The following is a 17,927-nucleotide window of genomic DNA, read 5'->3' as shown; positions in this document are numbered from 1 at the left end:
CACTTTGCCAGATCCAACGCTTGTTCATGGCAAGCGGCTGCAAGATTGGCTTTTTCTTCGCGACAATGTTGGGTATTTCGGCCGCGAAGGCCACCCTTTTTGTCGTTTCACCATTGTTTCCAGGAGTAATTCACATGAGCATCCAGACCGTCGGCATCATCGGCGCAGGCACCATGGGCAACGGCATCGCGCAGGCCTGCGCGGTGGCGGGCATCCGCGCCGTCATGGTGGACATCTCGCAGGGCGCGGTCGACAAGGGCGTAGCGACGGTGTCGGGCAGCCTCGACCGCCTGATCAAGAAGGAAAAGCTGACGGCCGAGCAGAAGGCCACCGCCATGGCCCTCATCAAGGGCAGCACCAACTACGACGACCTGAAGGAAGCCCAGCTGGTCATCGAGGCGGCCACCGAGAACCACGAGCTCAAGCTGAAGATCTTGAAGCAGATCGACGCTCTGCTGGCGCCGGAGGTGATCATCGCCTCCAACACCTCGTCCATCTCCATCACCAAGCTGGCGGCCGCCACCTCGCGCCCCGACCGCTTCATCGGCATGCACTTCTTCAACCCGGTGCCGATGATGGCGCTGGTGGAGATCATCCGCGGCTACCTGACCAGCGACGCGACGCACGATGCGGTGAAAGCGCTGTCCGAGCGTCTGGGCAAGTCGCCCATCACGGTGAAGAACGCGCCGGGCTTCGTGGTCAACCGCATCCTGGTGCCGATGATCAACGAGGCCTTCTTCGTGCTGGCCGAGGGCGTGGCCACCGCCGAGGACATCGACGCCGGCATGAAGCTGGGCTGCAACCAGCCGATCGGCCCGCTGGCGCTGGCCGACATGATCGGCCTGGACGTGTGCCTGGCGGTGATGGAGGTGTACCTGGAGGAGTTCGGCGATTCCAAGTACCGCCCCTGCCCGCTGCTCAAGGAAATGGTGGCCGCGGGCCAGCTGGGCCGCAAGACCAGCCAGGGCGTCTACAAATACTGATCCGCCGCGCACGGCGACGAACAACAGGAGACAAGGCAGCATGAGCGTCACGCCCACCACCCCGCCGGCCGAAGGCTGCATCGACACCGAAGTGCGCGGCCACGTGCTGCTGATCGGCATCAACCGCCCGGCCAAGCGCAACGGCTGGACCGCGCCCATGTTTCGCCAGCTGGCCGAGGCCTATACGCGGCTGGACGACGACCCGGAGCTGCGGGTGGGCGTGCTGCATGCCTTCGGCGACCACTTCACCGCGGGCCTGGACCTGCCGGCCATCGCCGAGTACATGAAGCGCGGCGAGAAGGCCGTGCCCTTCGGCCTAGTGGAGCCGCACGACCTGGGCATGCCGGGCTACCGTCGGCGCACCAAGCCGATGGTGGCTGCCGTGAAGGGCATCTGCTTCACGGTCGGCATCGAGCTGATGCTGGGCGCGGACATCGTGGTGGCGGCGGACAACTGCCGCTTCTCGCAGCTGGAGGTGCAGCGCGGCATCATGGCCACCGGCGGCGCCACGCTGCGCATGGCCGAGCGCGCGGGCCTGGGCAACGCGATGCTGCACCTGCTCACGGCCGACGAGTTCGACAGTGCCGAGGCGCTGCGCCTGAACTTCGTGCAGCGCGTGAAGCCCGCCGGCGAGGAGCTGGACGAGGCCCTGCGCATTGCCGATCGCATCGCCGCGCAGGCGCCGCTGGCGGTGGTGGCCACGCGCCAGAACGTGCTCAAGGCCATCGAGAGCGGGCCGATGGCGGCCATGGCCGAATTCATCGAGACGCAGAAGCGCCTGTCCAACAGCGAGGACGCGGCCGAAGGCGTGCGCTCCTTCATCGAGCGACGGCCCTCACGCTTTACCGGGCGCTGAGCCCGGGCCTTTCAAAGGGCACCAAGCCCTCGCGCCCTCGAAGCGCTGTCGAAACGCCCTTCAACCCTGCCTAGTGCAGGGTTTGCTTACACAATTACTTTGCACGCAATTTAATTGCTCGCTACAATCCAGCCCATGCCTACCGCAAAGCCCTCGTCCAGCGCCAGTGTCGACCAGATGCTCCTGCTCGACAACCAGCTGTGCTTTGCCATCTATTCCGCCTCGCTGGCCATGACGCGGCTCTACAAGCCTTTGCTGGAACAGCTGGAGCTCACCTACCCGCAGTACCTGGTCATGCTGGCCCTGTGGGAACAGGACGGCCTCATGGTCTCCGAGCTGGGCCAGCGCCTCTCGCTCGATTCCGGCACCCTCACTCCTTTGCTCAAGCGCCTGGAAGCCTCCGGCTACGTCAGCCGCATCCGCGACGTGAAGGACGAGCGCCGGGTGCACATCAGCCTCACCGCCGCGGGCCGCCGCCTGAAGGCGCGTGCCGCCAAGGTGCCGGCCTGCCTGCTGGATGCCAGCCAGTGCTCGCTGGACGAGCTGGTCTCGCTCACCCGCCAGGTGCAGCAGCTGCGCGAGCGCATCAAGGCCGCCTGATTCATCGTTTTCCGTTCCCCTCCATCAACCCAACCGAAGAAAGCTCACCATGACCACCAAACTCGACAAGGTTCTCTACACCGCCCAGGCCCACACCGTGGGTGGCCGCGACGGCGCCGGCAAGTCCAGCGACGGCGCCATCGACGTCAAGCTGAGCTCGCCCGGTTCCGGCAAGCCCGGCACCAACCCCGAGCAACTCTTCGCCGTGGGCTACGCCGCCTGCTTCATCGGCGCGATGAAGGCCGTGGGTCCCAAGATCGGCGTGAAGGTGCCCGAGGACGTGGCCATCGACTCCAGCGTTTCGCTGGGCCCGACGAACGGCGGCGCCGCCTATGGCATCGCGGTCAAGCTGGCCATCACGCTGCCGGGCCTGGACGCCGAGCAGAAGCAGAAGCTGGTGGACACCGCCCACCAGGTCTGCCCCTACTCCAACGCCACGCGCGGCAACATCGACGTCGAACTGTCGATCGCCTAAGCGGCTGGCATGGCCCGGCTCATTGCCCACATCGCGGTGTTCCTCATCGCGATAGAGCATGTCTACATCCTGGTGCTGGAGATGTTCCTGTGGGACAAGCCGGCCGGGCTGAAGGCCTTCGGCCAGACACAGCAGATGGCCGACGCCACCAAGGTGCTGGCCGCCAACCAGGGGCTGTACAACGGCTTCCTGGCGGCCGGCCTCTTCTGGGGGCTGGCCACGCAGGACCGCACCTTCATGATCTTCTTCCTGGCCTGCGTGATCGTGGCCGGGGTGTATGGCGGGCTGACCGCCGCGCGCAAGATCCTCTTCGTGCAGGCCCTGCCGGCAGCCATCGCGCTGGCACTGGTGCTGGCCTTCGGCTGAAGCCGTCGCGTCGCCCAGGCGACGCCGGACACACCGCGGTCATCCGTCGGCGCACGGCATCGCGCTAAGCTCCTTCGCAAGCCTGCATCAGGTTTTTGCGAAGGAGCTTTTTTCATGAGCACCACCACCCTGCTGACCCGCAAGGACGCGCTGGCCACCACCCGCATCGAGCAACGCGAGGACGCACCGCTGGCCGCCGGCCAGGTCCGCGTGCGCATCGATTCCTTCTCGCTCACCACCAACAACATCACCTATGCCGCCTTTGGCGAGGACATGTACTACTGGGGCTTCTTTCCCAGCGGCGAGGATGGCTGGGGCATCGTGCCGGTGTGGGGCTTCGGCACCGTGGCGCAGAGCCTGCACCCCGGCGTGGCCGTCGGCGAGCGCCTGTACGGCTACTGGCCGCTGGCCGACCAGGCGGTTCTGCAGCCCGACCGGCTGCGGCCCGACGGCCTGGTCGACGCCGCGCCGCACCGCAAGGAGCTGCACCCGGTCTACAACCGCTATACGCGGGTGACGGCCGACCCCTTCTACACGCGGGACAGCGAAGACATCCAGGCGCTGCTGCGCCCGCTGTTCACCACTTCCTGGCTGATCGACGACTTCCTGGCAGACAACGATTTCTACGGTGCCGACACGGTGATCCTGTCCAGCGCTTCGGCCAAGACCGCCTACGGCACCGCCTTCCAGCTCTCCCAGCGGCCGGGCCTGCAGGTGATCGGCCTCACCTCCAAGGGCAACAAGGCCTTCTGCGAAAGCCTGGGCTGCTACACGCGCGTGCTGGCCTACGAGGAGATCGCCACGCTGCCGGGCGACACCGCCTGCGTGTACGTGGACTTCTCCGGCAATGCCGACGTGCGGCGCGGCATCCACACCCACTTTGGCGGCCTGCGCCACTCGCTGGCCATCGGCAGCACGCACGTGGATGCGCGCGGCAGCGCCAAGGACCTGCCGGGCCCGCGCCCCGTCTTCTTCTTCGCGCCGGCGCAGATCAAGAAGCGCCACGAGGACTGGGGCGCCGCCGGCTTCGCCGAGCGCCTGCTGGCGGCGTGGAAGGCCGTGTGCACCAAGGCGACCGACCCGGCAGCACCCTGGCTGGTCGTGTCGCGCCAACAGGGCGTTCCCGCCGTGCAGGCGGCGTACCAGGAACTGCTGGCCAACCGCAGCGAACCGCGCACCGGACACATCCTGTCGATGCGCGCAACAGGCTGATCGGGCGCCCGGCGCGGGGCGACAATCGCCCCATGACTTCTTCCGGCGCCGTTTTGGCGCACCCTTACGAAACGCTCACGCCCGACGTGGTGCTGGATGCACTGGCCCCCCTGGGCCTGTACGGCGACGGGCGCCTGCAGGCGCTGAGCTCGTACGAGAACCGCGTCTACCAGATCCACCTGGAAGACCGGCAGGTGGTGGTGGCCAAGTTCTACCGGCCGGGCCGCTGGAGCAAGGAGCAGATCCTGGAAGAGCACGCCTTCTCGCGCGAACTGGCAGAGGGCGAAGTGCCTGCCGTGGCCCCGATGGAACTGAACGGCGCCACGCTGCACCACCACGCCGGCTTCGACTTCAGCGTGAGCCCCTACCGCGGCGGCCGCCCGCCCGAGCTGGACGACTTCGAGGTGCTGGAGTGGATCGGCCGCTTTCTCGCGCGCATCCACGCCGTGGGCGCGGCGCGGCCCTTCATCGAGCGGCCCGTGCTGGACCTGCAGGGATTCGGCATTGCCTCGCGCGACTGGCTGCTGCGCAACGACAAGGTACCGCTGGATGTGCAGCGCGGTTGGGAGATCGCCTGCAACGAGGCGCTGGAGATGATCGCCGCCACCGCGCTCAGCGGCGACGCGGACAAGCTCGGCGAGCTGCGCCAGTTGCGCCTGCATGGCGACTGCCACCCCGGCAACATCCTCTGGACGCCGACCGACCGTCCCGGCGGAGGTCCGCACTTCGTCGACCTGGACGACGCGCGCACCGGCTTCGCGGTGCAGGACCTGTGGATGCTGCTTTCCGGCGAGCGTGCGCAGCGCACGGCGCAGCTCTCGGGCCTGCTCGACGGCTACGAGCAGTTCCGCCAATTCGACCGGCGCGAACTCGCGCTGATCGAGCCGCTGCGCACCCTGCGCCTGATCCACTACAGCGCGTGGCTGGCGCGGCGCTGGGAAGACCCGATCTTCCCGATCAACTTCCCCTGGTTCGGCTCGAGCGACTACTGGAAAGGCCAGATCCAGATGCTGCAGGACCAGTGCGAGGCGATGGCCGAGGAGCCGCTGTACGCCTGAAGCGCCCGCCCACAGGCGGCGCGGCATCCGTCCGACAGGCACGGGCTTCACGTCGGCCTAGATTGGGTTCCTGGCCATCCCTTGGAAGGAGCCCCGCCATGATCCGCAAGCTCGCCTCCGGCGAATACCGTCTCTACTCCCGCAAGCTCGACCCGCGCACCGGCAAGCGCCGCAACCTCGGCACCTTCGGCACGCGCGAAGCAGCCGAGAAGCACGAGCGCGAAGTGCAGTATTTCAAGCGCCACTGACGCCGGGCGCGCCCGGGTCGCGTGCTAAGGTGCCGGCCCCATGGACAGCACAGATCTCAACGACCGCCCCGACCAGCTCTTCGGCCTCGCCATGCCCATGGTGGAAGTCTTCGGCCTGAAGGGCGAAACCATTGGCGAGGACCGAGCGCGCGTGCGCATGCCGCGCAACCGCGCGCACAGCAACAGCCGCGGCGAAGTGCATGGCGGCGCGCTGGCCGTTCTGCTCGATTGCGCCCTGGCCTGCGCGGCGCGCTCGCATGCGCCCACCAGCTTCGGCGTGGTGACGGTGGACATGACGCTGCACTTCGTGGCGCCAAGCGACGGCGACGTGATCGCCACCACCTTCTGCGAGCGGCGCGGACGTTCCCTGTGCTTCGTGCGCGGCGAAGCGCGCAGCGAGAGCGGCGAACTGCTCTCGCTCGCCACCGGCACCTTCAAGCTGGTGGAACGCAAGAGCCCATGAAAAAGCGGGCCGAAGCCCGCTCTCTACTTCAGCGCCTGGCGGATCAGGCCAGCAGCGCGTTCACGCGGCGCACGTAGGCCGCCGGGTCGGCCGGCAGGCCGCCCTCGGCCAGCAGTGCCTGGTCGAAAAGGATGTTGGCCAGGTCGTCGAAATGGGCGGAGCCATCCAGCTTCTTGACCAGCGGGTGCTCGGCGTTCACTTCCAGCACCGGCTTCATCTCGGGCACGGGTTGGCCGGCCTGCTTGAGCATGCGCGCGAGCTGCGTGCTCATGCCGCCGTCCTGCACCACCAGGCAGGCGGGCGAGTCGACCAGGCGCGTGGTGACGCGTACGTCCTCGGCCTTGTCCTTCAACGCTTCCTTCAGCTTCTCCAGCAGGGGCTTGAAGGACTCGGCCGCTTCCTCGGCCGCCTTCTTCTCGGCCTCGTCCTGCAGGCTACCCAGGTCCACCGAGCCCTTGGCCACGCTCTGCATCGGCGTGCCGTCGAACTCGTTCAGGTAGTTCAGCGCCCACTCGTCCACGCGGTCGCTCATCAGCAGCACCTCGAGGCCCTTCTTGCGGAAGATCTCCAGCTGCGGGCTGTTCTTGGCGGCAGCCAGGGTGTCGGCGGTGATGTAGTAGATGGCCTCCTGGCCTTCCTTCATGCGCGCCTTGTAGTCGGCCAGGCTCACGGTCACCGAGTCGGTGGTGCTGGAGGCGAAGCGCAGCAGCCTGGCCAGGCGCTCGCGGTTGCCGAAGTCCTCGCCCAGGCCTTCCTTGAGCACCGCGCCGAACTCGGCGTAGAACTTGCCGAACTTGGCCTTGTCCTCCTCGGTCTCGCCTTCCTTCTCCTGGCGGGCCAGGTCTTCCAGCATCGACAGCACGCGCTTGGTGCTGCCTTCGCGGATGGCCTTCACGTCGCGGCTTTCCTGCAGGAGCTCGCGGCTCACGTTCAGCGGCAGGTCGGCCGAGTCGATCACGCCCTTGACGAAGCGCAGGTAGCCGGGCAGCAGCGCCTCGGCGTCGTCCATGATGAACACGCGCTTGACGTACAGCTTCACGCCCGAGGCGCGCTCGCGGTTCCACAGGTCCATGGGCGCCTTGGCGGGGATGTAGAGCAGCTGCGTGTACTCGGTGCTGCCTTCCACGCGGTTGTGGCTCCAGGCCAGGGGCGCCTCGAAGTCGTGCGAGACGGTCTTGTAGAACTCGACGTACTGCTCGGGCGTGATGTCCTTCTTGGCGCGCGTCCACAGGGCGCTGGCCTTGTTCACCGCCTCCCATTCGCCGGTCTTGACCATGCCGCCCGGCTCGCGGCCGCCGGCTTCGTCGCCGGGGGTGATGAGCTCGCCGTCCTTCCACTCTTCCTTCTCCATCAGGATGGGCAGGGAGATGTGGTCGGAGTACTTGCCGATGACCGACTTGAGCTTCCAGGCGTTGAGGTATTCCTCGGCGTCCTCGCGCAGGTGCAGGATCACGCTGGTGCCGCGCTCGGCGCGGTCGATGTCCTCGACCTCGAAGTCGCCGGCGCCGGTGCTGACCCAGCGCACGCCTTGCCCGGCCGGCAGGCCGGCGCGGCGCGACTCGACGGTGATCCTGTCGGCCACGATGAAGCCCGAGTAGAAGCCCACGCCGAACTGGCCGATGAGCTGCGCGTCGGCCTTCTGGTCGCCGGTCAGGCGGCCCATGAACTCCTTCGTGCCGCTCTTGGCGATGGTGCCCAGGTGGTCGATGGCCTCCTGGCGCGACATGCCGATGCCGTTGTCGCGGATGGTGAGCGTGCGGGCCTTCTCGTCGAAGGAAACACGCACGGACAGATCGGGCTGGTCTTCGTACAGGGCGCTGTCGTTGATGGCTTCGAAGCGCAGCTTGTCGCAGGCGTCGGAGGCATTCGAGATCAACTCGCGCAGGAAGATTTCCTTGTTCGAGTACAGCGCATGGGTGACGAGGTGCAGGAGTTGGGCAACTTCTGCCTGGAAAGGGAGTTTGCTGGTGGCGTTGGTCATGGCTTGAAAACTTTATTTCCTACCGTCACGCAGGGTTATTCCTCGAAGGGGGCCTGCGCGCGGTGTCACCGAGTTGGTGGCGAGCGCGACATTTTCAACGCTTTTTTGAGAGGGGCCGGCGCTGCCGTGAACTACCTCACATTGATGAGACGGCGTCCCGGAGACGAAGACGACGTGTTGTTTCCCGGAACGTGTGGGATTTAACGTTTGGTATTCGTTTCGTCCAAAGCTACCTACAGATGGGTAGGAGGCCACCTACACTTCGTCTGTCCTGTGTGTGCTTTGGTATCACTTTTTAACAAATTCGTTGCGAGTAACCATCATCATGAAGAAGCTCCTGATCGCCTCCGCCGCCGCCGTCCTGACCGCTGCCGCCTTCGCCGCCCCGAACCCGGCGACCGCCACCTTCGACGTCAAGCTGACGGTTGTGAAGGCCTGCGCCGTGACCGCCGGTGCCGGTTCCGACATCAGCTTCGGCAACCAGGACGCAAACCCGACGGCCAACCTGAACGCCACCAACAGCATCTCGGTGACCTGCTCCAAGGGCACCGCCTACACCATCGGCCTGACCCCGACCAACAACGACACGACCGGTGCCGGCTTGATGTCGGCGCAGAACGTGGCCCCTGTCACCGGTAACACCGACAAAGTGCCCTACCAACTGCGCAAGGTCAGCGCCACGGGCGTCGAGTGGGGTAACACCAACACCAACGGCGCCACCGTGGGCAATGGCGTGAGCGGCACGGGCACCGGCCTCGCCCAGTCGATTCCTGTGTACGCTACGGTCCCGAGCACGAACTTCACCCCCGACTCCTACAAGGACACGGTGACGGTCAACGTTCGCTACTGATCGGGATCGACCGAAGGACTGTGATGCGACTTAAACCGCTTGCGCTGCTCGCCCTGGGCCTGGTGTTCCATGTCCTGGCCGGCGCAAGTGGACTGCAGGTCGCTCCCACGTCCCTCACTCTCGAGGCGAAGCAGAACGCCGACGGCCTCTGGTTGAGCAACACGGGGGACGGGCCGATCAGTGCGCAGGTGCGCGTGTATCGATGGACGCAGCAGAACGGCGAGGATCAGGAGGTCCCGACGCGCGAAGTGCTGGTCAGCCCGCCCATGATCCAGTTGGCCGCCGCCGACCGGCAGCTGATCCGAGTGATCCGCACCGGTCCGCCGCCTGCAGACGCCGAAGCCGCCTACCGGGTGGTCATCGACGAATTGCCGCTGCCCGATTCCGGCCCCAAGAAGGGCGTGCAGTTCGTCCTGCGCTATTCGGTCCCCGTCTTCATGGGGCCGGTCGCCGACAGCCCGCCCCAGCTGAGCTGGAAGGTGCGCCAGAACGGACAGCAGGCGGTCCTTGAAGTGAGCAACACCGGCGGCACCCACGCCCAGGTGGCCGACCTCAGCTTCTCCGACAGCCGCGGCAAGCGCACCCCGGTGCACCCGGGCCTGCTCGGCTACGTCCTGCCCGGTGCGCAGATGCGCTGGGCGGTCAAGCCACCGCCGGCGACCTTCACCAGCGGCGGAACCCTGGACACACTGATCAATGGCAGCGCGACGCAGCAGAACATTCCGCCGATCGAGCCCGCGCGCTGACCACATCGTTCCCCTCCTCCTGTTCGCTCTGGCCTCTCCCTCGCACGGGGCGGCGGCCGGGCCGGACTCGACCTCGGGACCGGTGATGCTGGCCCAGGCCGACCTGCAGCGCCTGGCCGGCGCGCGCGGCTCGGAGCTGATCCTGGACCTGACGCTCAACGGCAATGCCAGGGGCCTGGTCCAGTTCGGCCTGCGCGACGGCGAACTGTGGGCCGACGCGGCAACCCTGCGCGACCTGGGCTTCGTGCTGCCGCCCGGCAGCTCCGACCCGGTGCGCCTGAACAGCCTGCGCGGCGTGGACGTCCGCTACAGCGCGCAACGGCAGACGGTCGAGATCACCGCCAGCGCCGAAGTGCTGCGCCAGGACCGCACGGTGGTCAACACCAACGAGATCCCGGTGCCCGACGCCAATGCCTCGCCGGGCCTGCTGCTCAACTACGACCTGTACGGCACCAAGGGCGAGCGCAACTCGTCCAGCATGAACGCGTTCACCGAACTGCGTGCGTTCACCGGCAAGCAGGTCTTCAGCAGCACCTTCCTCACCCAGGGCACGCAGGGGCAGGACCTGCCGTGGTCGCAGCATTCGGTGCGCCTGGACACCACCTGGAGCCGCTCTTTCCCCGACGACATGGTGACGCTGCGGGTGGGCGACACCAACACCGCCGCGCTGGCCTGGTCGCGCTCTACCCTCATCGGCGGCGTGCAGCTGTCGCGCAATTTCGCGCTGCAGCCCTACCGCACCACCACGCCCATCCCGGCCTTCCTCGGCTCGGCCGCCCTGCCCTCGCAGGTGGAGGTGTTCGTCAACGGCATGAAGCAGTACACCGGCCAGCTGCCCTCCGGTCCCTTTCAACTCAACACCGTGCCGGGCATCGGCGGCGCCGGCAATGCGCAGGTGGTGCTGACGGATGCCTTCGGCCGCTCCACCACCCTGGATTACTCGCTCTACGACGTGCAGCAGCGCATGCTGCAGCAGGGCTTGTCGGACTGGTCGGTGGACATCGGCGCGGTGCGCGAGAACTACGGCTACAAGTCCAACGACTACGGCAGCGACCCCGCCGCCAGCGGCACCTGGCGCTACGGCCTGACCAACACTCTCACCGTGGAGACTCACGCCGAGAGCACGCGCGGCCTGGTCAACGCCGGCGGCAGCGCGGTCTACATGCTGGGCAACCAGTTGGGCATCGTGACGGCTGGCGCCGCGCAAAGCAGTTACGACAGCCGCCAGGGCTCCCTGTTCAACATGGGCTACTCCTGGCGCGACCAGCGCTTCAACTTCCAGCTGGAAGGCACCCGCACCAACGACAGCTACCGCGACGTGGCCTCGCTCTATGGCGCGCCGGTGCCCGACCGCAGCGGCCGCGCCTCGGTGGGCTATGGCACCGACCTGCTGGGCAGCTTCGGCCTGAGCTACCTGTACCTGCGTTACCCCAACGAAGTGGCCACCCGCTATGCCACGGCCTACTGGTCGCGCTCCATCGGCCAGCGCGGATCGCTCAATGTCAGCTTCAATCGCGACCTGAACGACAACCGCAACAGCAGCGTGTTCGTGGGCATCAGCTGGTACCTGGACGGCAACATCTCGACCAATGCCGGCGTGCAGCGCGACGACCGGCGCACCATCTACACGGCCGACGCCCAGCATTCCGCGCCGAACGAAGGCGGCTGGGGCTGGCGCGCCGGGGCCCAGACCGGCGACGCCGACATCAACGGCGGTGCGGCCGAAGTGAACTACCTGGGCCGCTATGGCCGGGCACTGGCTGGCGTCAACGCCTTCGGCAGCAGCCGCTATGCCTACGCCGGCGCCACCGGTTCGCTCGTGTTCATGGGCGGCCAGCCCTTCGCCGCGCGCCGCCTGGACGACGGCTTCGCCGTGGTGTCCACCGACGGCATGCCGAACGTGCCGGTCAAGCTGGAGAACCGCCTGATGGGCAGCACGGACGCCAAGGGCATGCTGCTGGTGACGCCGCTGCAGTCCTACCAGGTGAACCAGCTCTCGATCGACCCGATGCAACTGCCCGCCGACGTGCGCGTGGACCGGGTCAGGACCGTGGCCACGCCCACCGACCGCGCCGGGACGCTGGTCGAGTTCGGCATCCGTCCGGTGCAGGCGGCCGCGCTGATCCTGGTGGACGAGAAGGGCGAGTTCCTGCCACTGGGCTCCAGCGTCCGGGCCAACGGCAAGGGCGGCATGGCACTGGTGGGCTATGACGGCGCCGCCTATCTGGATACGCTCGAAGAGCACAACACGCTCGAAGTGAGGACGCCGACGGGCGTCTGCGTGACGCGCTTCGATTTCCGAAAGAGCGGCAACGGCATTCCGCAGATCGGCCCGCTGAAATGCGTCAAGGAGAGTTCGCGATGATGACGACCGATATGCGCCGGTGGTGGCGCCTGCTCTTCGGCCTGGTCCTGTGCGCGGCGACCTGGGCGCTGCCGGCACGCGAAGCCTCTGCTGCGCCCAGCTGCACTGCGAACATGACCGCCTTGAACTTTGGCGACGTCGACCTGGTGAGTGGCGGCACCCTGAGCGCCACCTCCACGCTCACGTATACCTGCAGCAACGACCAGAGCGGCGGCACCCGCTACATGCGCCTGTGCTTCAACATCGGCGACGGCTCGGCCTCCATCGCGTCGGGCGGCGGCCACTGGAACCCGCGCATCCTTCGCGACTCCGCGAGCACCCCCAACGAGATGAACGTGCAGTTCTATCAGGGCGCCACGGGAATCATCTGGGGATCGACCACGCAACCCATCCCCGATGCATACGACGTCGTGGTGACGATGCCGACACGTGTCAGCAGTTCGACCCCCAGCGTGACGACCGGCAGCTTCGACATGCGCGGCTTGATCGGCTCCGGCCAGGCGGCGCTGCCCAACGGCACCTACACGAGCGGCTTCACCGGCAACCACACGGCCTTCCGCTACACGGCGTCATCGACCTCGAGTAGCGGGATCGGAGACTGCAGTTCGGCCACCACGGACGGCGGCACCTTCGGCTTTGCGGTATCTGCGAATGTCGTCAAGAGCTGCCTGGTGACGGCAGACCCGCTGGACTTCGGCTCGGTCGACGGCATTCCCTCCGCGACCGGCATCAACGCACAGACCAACGTCTACGTGACCTGCTCGAGGCCGACCGCCTACCGCGTGCTGCTGATCCCGTCGAACAACAGCACCACCGGGAGTTCCGCCATGAAGGGCACGATCGCCGGCAACACGGACACGGTGCCCTACCAGCTCTACCGCGATGCCGCGCGCAGCCAGCAGTGGGGCAACCAGACCGCCAACAGCCTCACGGGCACCGGCAACGGCCTGGCCCAGCCGATTCCGGTGTACGGCCGCGTGCCCAACATTCCGAACGTGCGGCCCGACAACTACAAGGACACGGTCACCGTCAGCGTGACCTACTGAGGCCTCTCGCGCCACGCATCGCGGCGCAATCGATAGAGCACGTGACGCGACAGCGGATGCGCCTGCTCGAACAGTGGATGATCGAAGTCGTCGGCGTCCCTTCGCGTCATGCCCAGCCGCTCCATCACCGCGCGTGAGCGCAGGTTGTGCGGCACGGTGAAGGCCACGATCTCATCGAGCCCCAGGCTCTCGAATCCGAAACGCAGTGCTGCTCGAGCGGCCTCCGTCGCATAGCCCTGGCCCCAATGCTGGGCGGCGAGGCGCCAGCCGATCTCCACGCAAGGGGTGAAGTGCGCCGAAAAGCGCGGCGCCAGGATGCCGACCGCGCCCACCAGTCTCGCCCGGCCAGGCGCCTCGACGGCCCACCAGCCAAAGCCCGACGCCTCCAAGCGCGAACGCATGCGCTGCACCAGCGCGTCGCTCTCGCTACGCGACAAGCGGCCGGACAGCAGTGCCATCACGCGCGGATCCGAATTAAGGGCCGCGAAATCGGCCAGGTCCTCCTCTTCCCACCCACGAAGGAGGAGGCGCGCCGTGCGCAATACCGGGATGCTCATGCACGCGATTCTGCGGCGGCGCGACGCTAGCAGTCAGGTGCCCGTCTCCATGGGCCCAACAACGCGCCGAACACGGCCTTGCTCGCGCCATCCAGGCCTCGCGGCAGCCGCGATCATGGACAGATCATGGAACCCCCAATTGCTACCAAGCGTAAGGAAACGGTGTATTCCGGCTCCAAGAAAGGAACATCCGATTCTGGCCTTGAAGCCGCGCCTAGCGACGCGGGCGAGTGCCGGGACGGGGGAGAGCCCATGTTCGGGAGCGTGTCAGTCAGCCACCCCTGGGTGCATGTGGCGATCGCCACAGGCCTCCTGTTGCCGCTTCAGGGCGCAACGCAGTCCTTCCCCGGCAGCCGGGGAGCCTCCAGCAGTTTTTCGATCTCGATCACCGTGCGTCCGCAGTTCAGGATCCTGGAATCGAAGCCGGTGGGCGACGGCCATGAGTACCGCGTCTGGACCAACATGAAGACGGTCCGGCTCAATGGGCATGACTACCGCTTCGATCGCATCGGCGAAGCCACCGTAGTGGTGCCAGGCGCGATCATCGAGATGCCGCAGCAGGACCCTGCCGCCGCGCAGCCGGCCCCTGCGCAGGGCGGCTGATCGGGGCCGCCGCCGACGGCCCGTCCCAGGAACATCAAGCGATCGGAATCAGCTGCCCGAGTTGGGCATGGTCGGCGCCGTCGAGCTGCCGATGCCTTCCGAGCCGGCACCGCCATGTGCGCGCGCGGCTGCCAGCGCGCCCTGGTCGGCGTCGGCCGAGCTGCTGCTGGCGCTGGTGGGCGTGGGCGCGGTCGACGAGCCGGTGCCTTCCGAGCCGGCGCCGCCATGCGCACGGGCCGCGGCGAGCGCGCCCTGCTGCACTTCGGGCTTGTCGGGCGAATTGAGCGTCATCGGACGGTAGTCCCCGCCGTCGCTGGTCTGCTGCGCCAGGGCGCCGGTGCTGCCGAGCGCGGCCAGGCTGCCGAAGACGCTGATGGCGATGAGCTTGTGGGTGGTGCGCATGATGGTCTCCTCGAGTGGTACGGTGGATGAATCAAGGCCCCCCGGGTGCGCGCGCTTCGGGCGCGCGCAGCCATCGAGGCCTTGCAACCACTCTAGGCAGGCAGACTGAGCCCAGCGTGAGCGAAAAATGAGCCGGGAATGAGCAGCAAGGCTCAGGCGCTGCCCGGCACCGGACCCAGCGTCACGCGCGCCAGCAGGCCGCGCGTGTCCTCGCGGTTGCGCAGCTCGATGCGCAGGCCATGCCGACGCCCCACGCCCTGCGCGATGGCCAGCCCCAGCCCGCTGCCGCCGGCCGGCGCGCCGGGCACGCGGAAGAAGCGGTCGAACACGCGCCCGATGAACTCCGGCGGAATGCCCGGCCCGCTGTCGAGCACCTCCACCACCACCGGCCCACCGGCCGCACCGCCCTGCAAGCGCACGTCCACCGCGCTGCCCTCGGGCGCGTAGCGGATGGCGTTGTCGATCAGGTTGTCGAAGATGCTGCGCAGCTCGGCCGCCGGCACGGCCACGCGCGGCGCGCCCTTGCCCTCGAAGCCCACGTCGATGCGGCGCCGGTCGGCCAGCGGCATCAGCTGGCCCACGCTCTCGCGCAGCACGGCGGCCAGGTCCGCGTCGGCGCTGTCCGCGGCCGCCGGCACGTCCTGGCGCGACAGGCGCAGCAGCTGCTCGGACAGGTGGCGCGCTCGCGTCACGCCGGCTTCCAGCTGCTCGAAGCGCTCGGCCGCCTCGCCGGGCGGGATCAGGCCGCGCAGGTTCTCCACCTGCAGGCCGATGGCGGTGATGGGCGTGCGCAGTTCGTGGGCCGCGTCCTGCACGAATCGGCGCTGCGTGGCCAGCGCATTGCGCAGCCGCGCCAGCAGGCTGTTGAAGGCCAGCACCAGCGGGCCGATCTCCTCGGGCACGCGCGCCACCGGCAGCTCGGCGGGGTTGCGCTCGTCCTGGGCCGCCACCTCGCGCGCCACCTGGCGCAGCGAACGCGAGCCGGCCGCCACGATCAGCCACAGCACCAGCAGCGACACCGGCAGCAGCAGCACGATGGGCAAGCTCTCCAGCCAGGCCCGCCGCGTGGCGCGCTGCTGGCGGAAGGAGGCGCTCTGCACCACCTGCACGCGCGGCCGGTCGGCCGCGGGCGACTGCGGATCGGGCAGCACGGTGTAGACGCGCCAGCGGTCGTCGCCATCTGCCTCCCATTCGACCGTGTCGAAGCCCGCCTGCGTCTGCAGGGGCAGGCCCAGCGCGGGCCAGGAACTGGCCAGCAGCATGGCGCCGTCGGCGCTCCAGATCTGCACCACGAAGGCCCCCGCGCGCAGGGCCTTCTCGCTGGCCAGCGGCTGCAGCGTGCGCGACTGCACGCCGCCGGCGTAGGAGTCGGCGACGATGCGCATCTGCTCGTCCATGAAAGTGTTGATGAGCCGGCCGAAGGCCTGGTAGGAGAACAGCGCCGTGAGCGCCGTGGCCGCCAGGTACAGCCCCACCAGCCACCACCACAGCTGGCGGCGCAGCGAGTGCGGTCGGGTGGGGGTCAATGGATTGCCTTCGTGCTTCGCACTGCGGTGCGAGCTTGCCTGGGGCGGCCCGGCGCTGCGCTCATGCCTGCATCACGCGCCACCCGAGCCCGCGCACGTTGCGGATGACCTCGGGCCCCAGCTTGCGGCGCATGCCGTGGATCAACACGTCGATGGCGTTGCTGGTGACTTCCTCGCCCCAGCCGTAGATGCGGTTCTCCAGCTGCTCGCGCGAGAGGATGGCGCCGGGGCGCTCCAGCAGCGCATGCAGCAGGGCGAACTCGCGCGCGGTGAGGGCCTCGCGCCGGCCGTCGAGGAAGACCTCGCGCGTGCTCAGGTCCAGTTGCACTTTCGTCGTGCCGATGATCGAGTGGGCGCTGCCGTCGCGCCGGCGCACCACCGCGCGCATGCGCGCCATGAGCTCGCGGAACTCGAAGGGCTTGCGCAGGTAGTCGTCGGCGCCCAGGTCCAGGCCCTGCACCCGGTCGTCCACGCCATCGCGGGCGGTGAGCACGATCACCGGCGTGGTGTCGCCGCCCTGGCGCGCACGCCGCAGCACCTCGGTGCCGTCCTGCGCGGGCAGGCCCAGGTCGAGCAGCACGCAGGTGTAGCCGCCGTCGGCCATGGCGCTCTGGGCCAGCGTGCCGGTGCGCACCCAGTCGGCCGACCAGCCCGCGCCTTCGAGCGCCTGCACCAGGCCCTGGCCGATCATCTCGTCGTCTTCCGCCACCAGCACGCGCATGTGTGTCGTCCTTTTCTCGCCGCGATGTCCTGCGCGGCCGCGCTCCAGCCTAGCGCCGCATTCTTAGCAGGCGATGAGCCTGTGGCGCATCAGAAACGCTCGTTGGGCGCGAGGTAGCGCCACTGCCCCTGCGGCAGGTGGCCCAGCACCACGCGCCCGATGCGGATGCGCTTGAGTCCGACCACTTTGAGGCCCACAAGTTCGCACATGCGGCGGATCTGCCGCTTCTTGCCCTCGGTGAGCACGAAGCGCAGCTGCTCGGGGTTCTGCCAATCCACCTGCGCCCGCTTGAGCGCCTGCCCGTCCAGGCTCAGGCCGTGGCGCAGCCTGGCCAGCTGCTCGGCCGGAAAAGTGGCCTGGGGATTGGTGTTGACGGCGCCGTAGGCCACGCGCACCAGGTATTCCTTCTCCATGCCCGAGTCCTCGCCGATGAGCTGGCGGGCGATGCGCCCGTCCTGCGTCAGCACCAGGAGGCCCACCGAATCGATGTCCAGCCGCCCGGCGGGTGCGAGGCCGCGCAGCTGCGCCGGCGCGAAGCGGATGCCGCTGCCGTCGCCTTTCCAGTGGGTGCGCGGGCCGATCAGGCTCACGGCCGGTTCGTGGCCGTCCTCGGCCTGCGCGCTCACGTAGCCCACCGGCTTGTGCAGCAGGATGGTCACCTGCTGCGCCTGCTGGCCGCGCGCCTTGGGGTCGACCTCGATGCGGTCCTGCGGCAGCACCTTCACGCCCATGGCGGCCGGCTCGCCGTTCACGCGTACCCAGCCGCGCTCGATCCACTCGTCGGCCTCGCGGCGCGAGCACAGGCCGAGTTCGGCCATGCGCTTGTTGAGACGGACGGGTTCTGCGGCGGCGTCGGGCATCAGGGGATT

At 68.1% G+C, this 17,927-nt stretch carries 20 protein-coding genes; 14 read left to right on the top strand and 6 right to left on the bottom strand.

The window, feature by feature from the left end; genetic code table 11:
• Positions 1-134: 134 nt before the first annotated feature.
• The 9 genes from BM345_RS25235 to BM345_RS25195 all read left to right on the top strand — a co-directional run bounded on the left by BM345_RS25235 (position 135) and on the right by BM345_RS25195 (position 6,261).
• Entirely contained in the window at positions 135-983 is an 849-nt protein-coding gene (locus BM345_RS25235) for a 3-hydroxybutyryl-CoA dehydrogenase (protein ID WP_093385301.1), read from the top strand.
• A 40-nt stretch (positions 984-1,023) separates the two neighbouring features.
• Positions 1,024-1,839, top strand: a complete 816-nt coding sequence (locus BM345_RS25230) for a crotonase/enoyl-CoA hydratase family protein (RefSeq protein ID WP_093385299.1) — start codon at positions 1,024-1,026, stop codon at positions 1,837-1,839.
• Positions 1,840-1,974: 135 nt separating this feature from the next.
• Positions 1,975-2,439, top strand: a complete 465-nt coding sequence (locus tag BM345_RS25225) for a MarR family winged helix-turn-helix transcriptional regulator (RefSeq protein ID WP_093385296.1) — start codon at positions 1,975-1,977, stop codon at positions 2,437-2,439.
• Positions 2,440-2,488: 49 nt separating this feature from the next.
• Entirely contained in the window at positions 2,489-2,914 is a 426-nt protein-coding gene (locus BM345_RS25220) for an organic hydroperoxide resistance protein (protein ID WP_093385294.1), read from the top strand.
• Between the two features lie 9 nt (positions 2,915-2,923).
• Positions 2,924-3,280 carry a DUF1304 domain-containing protein gene (locus tag BM345_RS25215; protein WP_093385291.1) on the top strand — a complete coding sequence of 119 codons (357 nt, stop codon included), beginning with the start codon at positions 2,924-2,926 and terminating at the stop codon, positions 3,278-3,280.
• Positions 3,281-3,394: 114 nt separating this feature from the next.
• The gene (locus tag BM345_RS25210) at positions 3,395-4,492 is read left to right on the top strand and encodes a DUF2855 family protein (RefSeq protein WP_093385288.1); all 1,098 of its coding nucleotides are present in this window, start codon (positions 3,395-3,397) and stop codon (positions 4,490-4,492) included.
• 32 nt (positions 4,493-4,524) lie between these two features.
• Complete coding sequence (locus BM345_RS25205; RefSeq protein WP_093385285.1) at positions 4,525-5,550, top strand: serine/threonine protein kinase; 1,026 nt, start codon at positions 4,525-4,527, stop codon at positions 5,548-5,550.
• Between the two features lie 98 nt (positions 5,551-5,648).
• Entirely contained in the window at positions 5,649-5,798 is a 150-nt protein-coding gene (locus BM345_RS25200) for a hypothetical protein (protein WP_093385282.1), read from the top strand.
• A 40-nt stretch (positions 5,799-5,838) separates the two neighbouring features.
• Positions 5,839-6,261, top strand: coding sequence for a PaaI family thioesterase (locus tag BM345_RS25195; RefSeq protein ID WP_093385280.1), 423 nt, complete (start codon positions 5,839-5,841; stop codon positions 6,259-6,261).
• 43 nt (positions 6,262-6,304) lie between these two features.
• Here BM345_RS25195 and htpG read toward each other — a convergent pair whose 3' ends face one another.
• On the bottom strand, positions 6,305-8,242 hold the full coding sequence (htpG, locus tag BM345_RS25190; RefSeq protein ID WP_093385277.1) for a molecular chaperone HtpG: 1,938 nt from the start codon (positions 8,240-8,242) through the stop codon (positions 6,305-6,307).
• Positions 8,243-8,567: 325 nt separating this feature from the next.
• On the opposite strand from htpG, the gene BM345_RS25185 reads away from it, so the two are divergent.
• The 4 genes from BM345_RS25185 to BM345_RS25170 all read left to right on the top strand — a co-directional run bounded on the left by BM345_RS25185 (position 8,568) and on the right by BM345_RS25170 (position 13,249).
• The gene (locus BM345_RS25185) at positions 8,568-9,092 is read left to right on the top strand and encodes a Csu type fimbrial protein (RefSeq protein WP_093385274.1); all 525 of its coding nucleotides are present in this window, start codon (positions 8,568-8,570) and stop codon (positions 9,090-9,092) included.
• A 23-nt stretch (positions 9,093-9,115) separates the two neighbouring features.
• Positions 9,116-9,838, top strand: a complete 723-nt coding sequence (locus tag BM345_RS25180; RefSeq protein ID WP_093385271.1) for a fimbrial biogenesis chaperone — start codon at positions 9,116-9,118, stop codon at positions 9,836-9,838.
• A gap of 85 nt (positions 9,839-9,923) precedes the next feature.
• On the top strand, positions 9,924-12,203 hold the full coding sequence (locus BM345_RS25175; RefSeq protein WP_254790004.1) for a fimbria/pilus outer membrane usher protein: 2,280 nt from the start codon (positions 9,924-9,926) through the stop codon (positions 12,201-12,203).
• Complete coding sequence (locus BM345_RS25170; RefSeq protein ID WP_175545144.1) at positions 12,200-13,249, top strand: Csu type fimbrial protein; 1,050 nt, start codon at positions 12,200-12,202, stop codon at positions 13,247-13,249. Before BM345_RS25175 ends, BM345_RS25170 begins: the two co-directional genes overlap by 4 nt.
• Here BM345_RS25170 and BM345_RS25165 read toward each other — a convergent pair.
• The gene (locus BM345_RS25165; RefSeq protein ID WP_093385263.1) at positions 13,243-13,806 is read right to left on the bottom strand and encodes a GNAT family N-acetyltransferase; all 564 of its coding nucleotides are present in this window, start codon (positions 13,804-13,806) and stop codon (positions 13,243-13,245) included. The two genes, BM345_RS25170 and BM345_RS25165, sit on opposite strands and share 7 nt — an antisense overlap.
• Positions 13,807-13,932: 126 nt before the next feature.
• On the opposite strand from BM345_RS25165, the gene BM345_RS25160 reads away from it, so the two are divergent.
• Complete coding sequence (locus BM345_RS25160; protein WP_139237608.1) at positions 13,933-14,409, top strand: hypothetical protein; 477 nt, start codon at positions 13,933-13,935, stop codon at positions 14,407-14,409.
• Positions 14,410-14,457: 48 nt separating this feature from the next.
• On the opposite strand, the gene BM345_RS25155 is transcribed toward BM345_RS25160, so the two are convergent.
• The 4 genes from BM345_RS25155 to BM345_RS25140 form a co-directional block, all read right to left on the bottom strand.
• A complete protein-coding gene (locus BM345_RS25155) occupies positions 14,458-14,811 on the bottom strand; it encodes a hypothetical protein (protein WP_093385258.1) in 354 nt (117 codons plus the stop codon).
• A gap of 152 nt (positions 14,812-14,963) precedes the next feature.
• On the bottom strand, positions 14,964-16,337 hold the full coding sequence (locus tag BM345_RS25150; RefSeq protein ID WP_093385256.1) for a sensor histidine kinase: 1,374 nt from the start codon (positions 16,335-16,337) through the stop codon (positions 14,964-14,966).
• Between the two features lie 61 nt (positions 16,338-16,398).
• Positions 16,399-17,058: a response regulator gene (locus BM345_RS25145; protein ID WP_093385253.1), complete on the bottom strand. Its 660-nt coding sequence runs from the start codon at positions 17,056-17,058 to the stop codon at positions 16,399-16,401.
• Positions 17,059-17,147: 89 nt separating this feature from the next.
• Positions 17,148-17,918 (bottom strand): pseudouridine synthase, encoded by a 771-nt coding sequence (locus BM345_RS25140; protein ID WP_093385251.1) that lies wholly within the window; start codon positions 17,916-17,918, stop codon positions 17,148-17,150.
• Between the last annotated feature and the right edge of the window lie 9 nt (positions 17,919-17,927).

It is taken from the genome of Variovorax sp. OV329 (genome assembly GCF_900114785.1).
Lineage (GTDB): Bacteria > Pseudomonadota > Gammaproteobacteria > Burkholderiales > Burkholderiaceae_C > Variovorax.
This window is presented reverse-complemented; position numbering and strand designations above follow the sequence as displayed.